The following is a 7473-nucleotide window of genomic DNA, read 5'->3' as shown; positions in this document are numbered from 1 at the left end:
GTCGGCTCGTCCGTCTCGCCGGTCGCGGGCCGGCTCCGTCCGCCGGGCCGGCGAGCGCTCGGCCTCGTCGCCGGCCTGCTCCTCGGCGCAGGGACGCTCGCCCAGCTGGCCTCGACCGACGGGTTCTCGTTCCCCCGCGCCGGCCTGGCCGCGGTGATCGGGGCGCGGAGCGGCTGCGTGACCACCGACCATCCGGTCGCCCTGATCCTCACCGACCGCCTGCGCACCGACCTGCGCGCCGGTTGCCGGCTGGTCGTCGACCTCAGCGGCTACATCCACGTCCTCCCCGGCAGCGACCAGCGGCGCGACAACCCGGACTTCCAGGCGGTGATGATGGACTACCTCGACAGCGGCGACACCACGATCGTGATGAGCGGCCTGTGGCCGGGCGACTTCAGCAGGACGAACCGGGCGATCGTGCAGGGGTGGCCGGTGGTCGGCTCGGCCGGCGGTATCGACGTCCGTCAGCCCGTACGCTGACGGCAGGGCCTGCGCTCAGTCCCTGCGCTCCAGCAGGACCAGGTTGGTCCGGTAGTGGTCCTTCGCCCGGATGCGTTGGCTCTTGTGGAAGCCTTCGGCGGCGAACTCGGCGACCACCTCGTCGACCCGCTCGGGCAGCGACCAGATCCAGACCCGCCGGACGCCGTCCAGTCGAGAGCCCAGCTCGCCGACCGGCACCGACGGCGGGAACAGGTCGTGCGACCGCCACCGGTCGTCGCCCGGGGCGCTCAGGTCGGTCAGGCCACGCACCTGGTCGGGGAAGGACCAGGCCAGGGCGTTGACGTCCTGATCGACGATGTAGAGCCCGTCCCCTGGGCGGGCCACCGCGGCCAGCTGATCGGCGGCGGGTGCCGCGGTGAGCTTCGCGTCCGGCTCCCTGCTGCCCAGGTAGCCGGGCACGCCGAGCGCGACGACCACGGCCAGGACCGCAAGCCGGAGCCAGACCCGACCCAGCCGGTCCACCAGCACGCCGAGCAGCAACGCCAGCGCGGGAATGCAGATCAGCAGGTAGCGGCGGTGGTAGAGCTGGACGACCGGGAGGAGGGCGACCAGGATGCCGACCGGCAGCAGCAGCCAGCCGGCCGCGTAGGCGATCGCGGCCCGGTCGCGGCCGCGGATCCACGAGAACACGGCGACGCCGAGCGAGACGACCAGCAGAACGGATCCGCCGTACTGGGCCGGGGTGGTGGTTCCCCAGAAGACGCCCATGGTGACGTCGGTGGCCGTGACCGGATAGGTGGCCAGCCAGCTGACCTGGCTGGACTGGGAGGCGACCAGCAGCACGAACGGGACGCACGCCAGCGTCGCTGCCGCGGTGGCGAGCACGGCCCTGCGCCGCCGCCCGCGGGGAAGCCACGGGAGAGCGACCAGCACCGCGGCGAGGACCAGGAGGTTGTACACGAAGCCGTGCACCGCCACGACCACCACCACCGCGTAGCCGGCCCACCGGCCCCAGCCGTTCCGGCGCAGCGCCACCCAGAACGCCAGGGCCATCGCTGAGCTGAGCACGGCCGTCCAGGCGTAGGACCGCGCCTCGGTCGCCGCCCAGGTCAGCGGCGGCAGGACGCCGTAGCCGAGCCCCGCCCCGAGCGCCGCGACCGGCCCGAACATCCGGGTGGCCACCAGCATGACCAGTGCGACACCGACCGCGACGCCGAGCGCGGAGAAGGCGCGCAGGCTGAACAGGGAGTCGGAGAAGACCGGCACCCATGCCCGCAGGGCCAGGTAGTACAGGCCGTGGACGGCGTCCACCGAGCCGAGCATGGAGAGCAGGTCGGGGAGGCTGCGCTGCGTGGACCACCAGGTCGCGGACTCGTCCCGCCACGGCTGCGGCGTCCCGATCCCGACGAGGTTCCAGGCGAAGGCAGCGACGCCGAACCCGGCCACCAGGACCCGCCAGCGCCCGCCACGCGTCCATCGCGGCGCGCCCGGGGCGGCACCGTCGACCGCGGGCGCCCGGTGGGCCGCCTCCCCGCCGCGTTCCACCTCAGCGCTCCTGCCAGATCCTCACCCAGTCGACGTCGAACGATGCCGGCAACTGCGACCGGTCGAGCCGGTTGGTCTCGTAGTCGGAAGTCTGCAGGCTGAGCACCAGGAAGTGCGGACGGCTCGACTTCGCCTTGGTGGTGCGGAAGGTCTCGACGCCGTCGATGCGGAACACGTAGCCCGACGGCGACCACTCGATCGACACGACGTGGTACTCGTTCCACCACTCCTGGGTCTTGATCTCCGGCACGTTCGTCACGTACTGGCCGACGTCGAGACGCTCCCCGGTGCTGCTCTTGGGGTGGAGCATGTTCTGGATGCCGCCGCTGCTGCGGAACCCGAACGACTCGATGATGTCGATCTCGATGTCCTTGCCGTCGGGGGTCTGCAGCCAGACCGCCGAGTGCATGCCGCGCTGGACCGGGAACTTCACCCGCGCGGCCACCACACCGTAGGTGAACAGGAACCGGTCCTGCGTGCCCACCATCGCGTTGTCGTAGACGCCGTCGGCGCAGGCCTTGGCCAGCGACGTCCCGTTGGCCCGGGCTGCGTTCGCCCTGACCCGCGTGGCCCGCGTCCCGCCGACCTTGTCGACCCCCAGCCCGAGGACGCCGTCCCCCACCGAGACCATCGACGACATGGACGCCGCGCAGTAGCGGGGCGCGAAGTACTGGCCCTCGGACCGGACGGCCAGCGGCTTGCGCAGCGATGAGCCGTCGAACTCGTCCCCGAAGACCTGCTTCCACTGGCCGGACGCGCTGCCCCTGGGCGTCGTCGCGGCCGCGTAGTGGGTGAGGTCGGAGTCGTAGTCGAGCGCGACCGCCCGATAGGTCGCCTTCTCGGTGCCGGGGTGGAACTCCGCGCGGCCCTTCTTGTCCTGGCTGGCCTGCCCCACCTCCTGCCATCCGCCGTCGGTCTGCTTCTGCAGCGAGACCGGGCGACCGGGAACGGCCGTGGCGAAGGTGGCGACGACCACGGCCTGGTCGTCGAAGGCCACCGGGCCGACATCGAGGGTCGCGCCGGGGTCCTTGGGGACGTCGCCGAGCGGCACCGTGGCCGAGGCGGACGTCGCTCCCGTGGCGGTGGTCGACCCCGAGGGTCCCTCGCCCGCCGCGGGCGCTGCGGAGCATCCGGCCAGCAGGCTCAGCAGGGCCGCGGCGACGAGCCCGGCGACTCCTGCCCGGCGGTGCGACTCAGGCAACAGGCTTCCAGGCCTTGACCCACTCGACCTGCATCGACTCGGGGAGCTTCGCCTTGACCCCACCCTTGGTCGGCTTGGTCAGCCGGCCGGTCTCCCAGTCGGAGCTCAGCATGCTCATCACGATGTAGTAGTCCTGAATCGGGATGGCGGTCTTCTTGGTCTTCGTGACCACCCCGTCGAGCCGGTAGGTCACCGACGTGGCGTCCCACTCCATGGAGAACACGTGGTACTTGCTCCACCACGACGACTTCTTGACCGCGGACTTCGCCACCCACTTCTCGGCTTCGGGCGTTTCGTAACCCACGCCGCTGTCCCGGACACCGATGTGGACGACATTCTGAATTCCCTTGCCGAGCCCGAACGCCTCCACCATGTCGAGTTCGGAGCCGCCCTCGGGGACCGTCCGCACCCAGATGCCGCCGTGCAGGCCCTGGGCCTTGGGGAACTTGACCTTCGCGGCGAGGATGCCGGAGGTCATCACGAACTTGCCCTCGGTGCTGACCCGGGCGTTGTCGTAGATGCCGGTCGGGCAGCCGTCCACAGTCATCGCCTTCGCGGCCTTGAGCGCGGCGTCCTTGGCCTTGCCCGCCGGAAGAGCGTTGGCGGCGGCGAGAGCCGCGTCCTTCGCCGCCTGCTGTGCGGTCTTGGCGTTGGCCACGATGGTGGCGGTGGTGGTCGCGTCGAGCTTCGGCTTGCTCATGGTGATCTTGGCCACGCCCTTGCTGATCGTCGCGTTCGCGTCCTTCGGCGCCGAGCACCAGCGCTTGGCCACGGTGTAGTCGCCGTTCCTGGTCCGGGACCAGAAGGTGGAGTTGAGGTCCTTGCTGGGCGTCGTGAACTCGTCGTAGAGATCCGGCGTCCGGGTGGTGGCCTGGGTGGTCTCCACGGACGGGGCGGTCACCTTCTTCTTCTTGACCTTGTAGGTGAATGCCGGAGCGACCGCCTTGTAGGTGGTTTTCGCCGCAGGGGCCACCTTGAAGACCGCCACGCCCGCCGAGGTCATCTTCACCTTGGTGCTGGTGGCCTTCACCCATTTGGTGCCACTCAGCTTGTAGAGCAGGACCTTGCGTCCCTTGACGTAATCACTCTTGAGGAAATTGGCGGTGATGGAGCCGCTCGCCGTGTTGGCCACCGGGCTGATCGCCAGGCTCCGGGTGGTCACCGTCGCCGCGGCCGGCAGCACCACGGCGCTGGGCGTGGGCTGCGCCTGGGCGGGCGCGCCGGCGCCGGGGAACAGCGCCAGCGACATCAATGCGCTGGCCATTCCGATCGTCACGATTCGCCGCTTGTCTTTCACCATTTCTCCAGCCAGTTCCCTGATTTGTCGCCTGCACCATTCCGGCGAGGCACTCAGAGACTATCAAAGGCCCTCGGCGCGCCGGGCCGTGGTCGAATGATCGCCACGTCGGTTCTCGACCACTGCTCGAGGTGTCAGGGGAACGCCGCCCGGACGGCCTTCCACAGCGACTCGGCCCAGCCGGCTCCCATCCGCAGGTTCACAAGGAACGGAACGGGCCCGTAGCGCTGCCAGGGCCACGGGTTCCAGGTGCCCACCCAGGCGATCGGGACGGAGATCGCGAAGAGGACGAGGAAGACCGCCATCCGCCACCAGCCCTTTCCCTGCAGCAGGGGGTGGAGGAAGAACAGCCACAGGGGGAGCAACGGCACGAACCACCGGATGCTGTAGGAGGCGCCGCTGAAGTTGTTCGACCACAGCGCGTAGTAGGCGAACATGACCACGGACGCGGTCGCCGCGGCGAGCGCCTCCACCGCGAACGGACGCCGACGCACGACCTCGGCCACCATCAGCGGGATGGCGACGACGGTGAGGGGGTTGTACAGCAGGAAGCCCCGCCCGCCGACGAGAAGACCCAGGCTGTAGGTGGCCAGTTGCTGCCCGGTGTTCAGCTGGGCTCCGGTGAGCGTGTCGAGCGTCCACGGCGACCCGGGGAACAGGAAGTACTCCGACACCAGCTGCACCGGGACGACGCTGCCGGAGATGGCGACGTTGCTCACCAGCCAGGGCGAGAGTGCGACGACGAGGGCGAGGGCGTAGGCCCACAGGCTGCGCCGCAGCCTGCGATCGAACAGCTGGTAGCAGCCGAAGGCCGCGGGCAGGGCCAGCGTCGCCACGTCCGCCCCGCCCGCGAGGCCGAAGGCCAGGCCGGCGACGAAGATGTCGCGCGCCGTGTGCGTCCCCCGCCGGGCCCGCAGGAAGAACAGGAACCCGATCGTCATCCACGATGCCGCCCAGGAGTGGCTGTTGAAGGTCGCCGACCAGGTGAGGGCGAGGGTGCCGACGCCGAGCGCGGCGGTGAGCCACAGCCGCCGCGAACCGACCAGCCCGGTGTAGCGGAGCGCCCGGTGGAAGGCGATCAGCGACAGCCACCACAGCAGCTTCACGGTGAGCAGCGTGATCAGGTAGTAGGCCAGGTTCCAGCCGGGACGCAGCTCGATGCCGAGCGCCTTCAGCGGCGCGTACACCAGCGCGCCGAACAGCTGCGGGGTGGCGGGTTTGTCGGAGTAGAAGTGGCCGCCGACCTGGACCTTGTCCATGGTGTAGAAGTCCGTGCCGTCGATGGCGAGGGTGCCGCGCTCGACGATGGACTGGACGGTGGCCATCCGGCTGGCGTCGTTCCAGCTCCACGCCTTGGGGGTGATGGTGAGCAGTCCGATCAGGCCGAGCAGCGCGAAGACGACCAGCGCCGGTGCCCGCCGGGCCGCAGGCGCGGCGGCGGGGACGTCGCCACCACCCCTCGCCGCGCTCACCGGGTCATTATGTCGTCGCCGGCCACGCCGGGGACGCGGTGGCCGAGTTGTCCCGGATCGCCTCGATCGCCATTGTTGATCCGTGAGCACTGCCAGCCGCGACGTCACCGTCGTGGTTCCCGCCTGCAATGTCGAGCGCTACCTGGCCGCGTGCCTGGACTCGATCCTCGGACAGTCGGCGTGGCCGGACTGCCGGGTGATCGTGGTCGACGACGGCAGCACGGACGGCACGGCCGCGATCGCCGACGGGTACGCCGCGCGGCACGCGTCGGTCTCGGTGGTGCACCAGCCGAACGCGGGGCCGGGCGCGGGCGCGGCCCGGAACCGGGGCCTCGACCTGGTCGCGACCGAGTTCGTGCTCTTCCTCGACGGCGACGACGAGCTCGCCCCGGGCGCCGTCGCGGCACTGCGGGACGGCCTGCTGGCCGAGGGGCTGGACCTGGCGGTGGGGGCGACCGAGCAGTTCCCCGAACCGCGCGAGTGGCTCTGGTCGGGTTACTTCGTGCCCGGTTCGGGTCGTCCCGTGGGGATCGAGGACGTCCCGCTGCTCGCGCACGACGCCAGGACCTGCAACAAGCTGTACCGCACGACGTGGCTGCGGTCCCTCGGCCTGCGGTTCGCCGAGCGGATCCACCACCAGGACACCGTGGTCAACGTGCCGGCGATGCTGCGGGCGGAGCGCTTCTTCCTGGTCGGCGATGTCGTGCACCGGTACCGCAAGCGCGCCGAGGGCGGGTCGGTGATGGACAGCCACTACACCAGGCAGGGCAACTACTGGGACCACCTGCAGGTGATCGAGGACCTGCACCGGATGCGGCCGGGGCTCGGCGCGTCCAGGGAACCGCTGATGCAGGCGTTCATCGCCCGCAGCTTCCAGGGGTTCAGCTGGCGGGCGCCGTCGGTGCTGCCGTGGGAGCGGCTGCGGGAGTTCTTCGACAGGGCGGGCGCCGTCGTCCGGACGCTCGATCCGGCGATCATCGCCATCGCCACCCGGAACCCCGGCGAGCGGGCGGGCTACGTCACGATGCTGGAGGACGATTTCGCCTCCTTCGAACATCTGGACGAGGTGCGCGGGAGGATCGCCGCCCACGACGGAGACCTCTATCTCGGCGTGCCCGCCACGCCCGCGCACCGGCCGTTGCTGCGACTGGGCGCGACCAGGGCTCAGGTGGAGGAGGTCGGCGCCGACGCCACCGGGCTGCAGTTGAGGATCCGGCTGCGGATCCACGGGGTCAGGTCGCCCGGGCCGCGGCTGGACCGGACGACGCTGCGGGCGATCCGCGACGGCGAGGTGGCCTTCGCCGGGGAGGTCGTCTGGACGGAGCCCGGCGGGCGGCAGAGCGTGGGGGAGGTCTGCGTCCCGTGGTCCGCGATCGGCGGCGGCGGACAGTACCGGCTGCGGCTGCAGTTCCGCACCGGGACGGGAAGCGCGGCTCGCTGGCTGCGGCTGGCCCGCGACACCGGGCCCGGCGACGCGGCGCCGGAGCGGCGGGAGCGGTACGCCAGGCTTTGGCTGG

6 protein-coding genes are annotated in these 7473 nt (G+C 70.9%); 2 read left to right on the top strand and 4 right to left on the bottom strand.

Going from position 1 to position 7473, the window contains the following annotated elements:
• The coding region (locus QM633_RS08555; RefSeq protein WP_415153329.1) for a hypothetical protein at window positions 1-480 on the top strand (480 nt) is incomplete at its 5' end.
• A gap of 15 nt (window positions 481-495) precedes the next feature.
• On the opposite strand, the gene QM633_RS08550 is transcribed toward QM633_RS08555, so the two are convergent.
• The 4 genes from QM633_RS08550 to QM633_RS08535 form a co-directional block, all read right to left on the bottom strand.
• The gene (locus QM633_RS08550) at window positions 496-1986 is read right to left on the bottom strand and encodes a glycosyltransferase family 39 protein (protein WP_415153328.1); all 1491 of its coding nucleotides are present in this window, start codon (window positions 1984-1986) and stop codon (window positions 496-498) included.
• Between the two features lies 1 nt (window position 1987).
• Window positions 1988-3187 (bottom strand): family 16 glycosylhydrolase, encoded by a 1200-nt coding sequence (locus QM633_RS08545; RefSeq protein WP_415153327.1) that lies wholly within the window; start codon window positions 3185-3187, stop codon window positions 1988-1990.
• Window positions 3180-4451, bottom strand: a complete 1272-nt coding sequence (locus tag QM633_RS08540; RefSeq protein WP_415153326.1) for a family 16 glycosylhydrolase — start codon at window positions 4449-4451, stop codon at window positions 3180-3182. The genes QM633_RS08545 and QM633_RS08540 overlap by 8 nt, the downstream gene beginning before the upstream one ends.
• A gap of 167 nt (window positions 4452-4618) precedes the next feature.
• Entirely contained in the window at window positions 4619-5956 is a 1338-nt protein-coding gene (locus tag QM633_RS08535) for a hypothetical protein (protein ID WP_415153325.1), read from the bottom strand.
• A gap of 82 nt (window positions 5957-6038) precedes the next feature.
• Here QM633_RS08535 and QM633_RS08530 point away from each other — a divergent pair.
• Window positions 6039-7473, top strand: a 1435-nt coding sequence (locus tag QM633_RS08530) for a glycosyltransferase family 2 protein (protein ID WP_415153324.1), incomplete at its 3' end; no start/stop codon positions are given.

This window comes from Propionicimonas sp., from assembly GCF_047606205.1.
In the GTDB taxonomy this organism is placed as follows: domain Bacteria; phylum Actinomycetota; class Actinomycetes; order Propionibacteriales; family Propionibacteriaceae; genus Propionicimonas.
Note: the sequence above shows the minus strand (reverse complement) of the source record. Positions and strands in the feature narration are given on the sequence as shown.

What these genes read in the sequence shown, in the direction of transcription:
- QM633_RS08540 (WP_415153326.1), bottom strand. Translation starts at nt 4,451, where the DNA reads ATGGCCAGCGCATTGATGTCGCTGGCGCTGTTCCCCGGCGCCGGCGCG.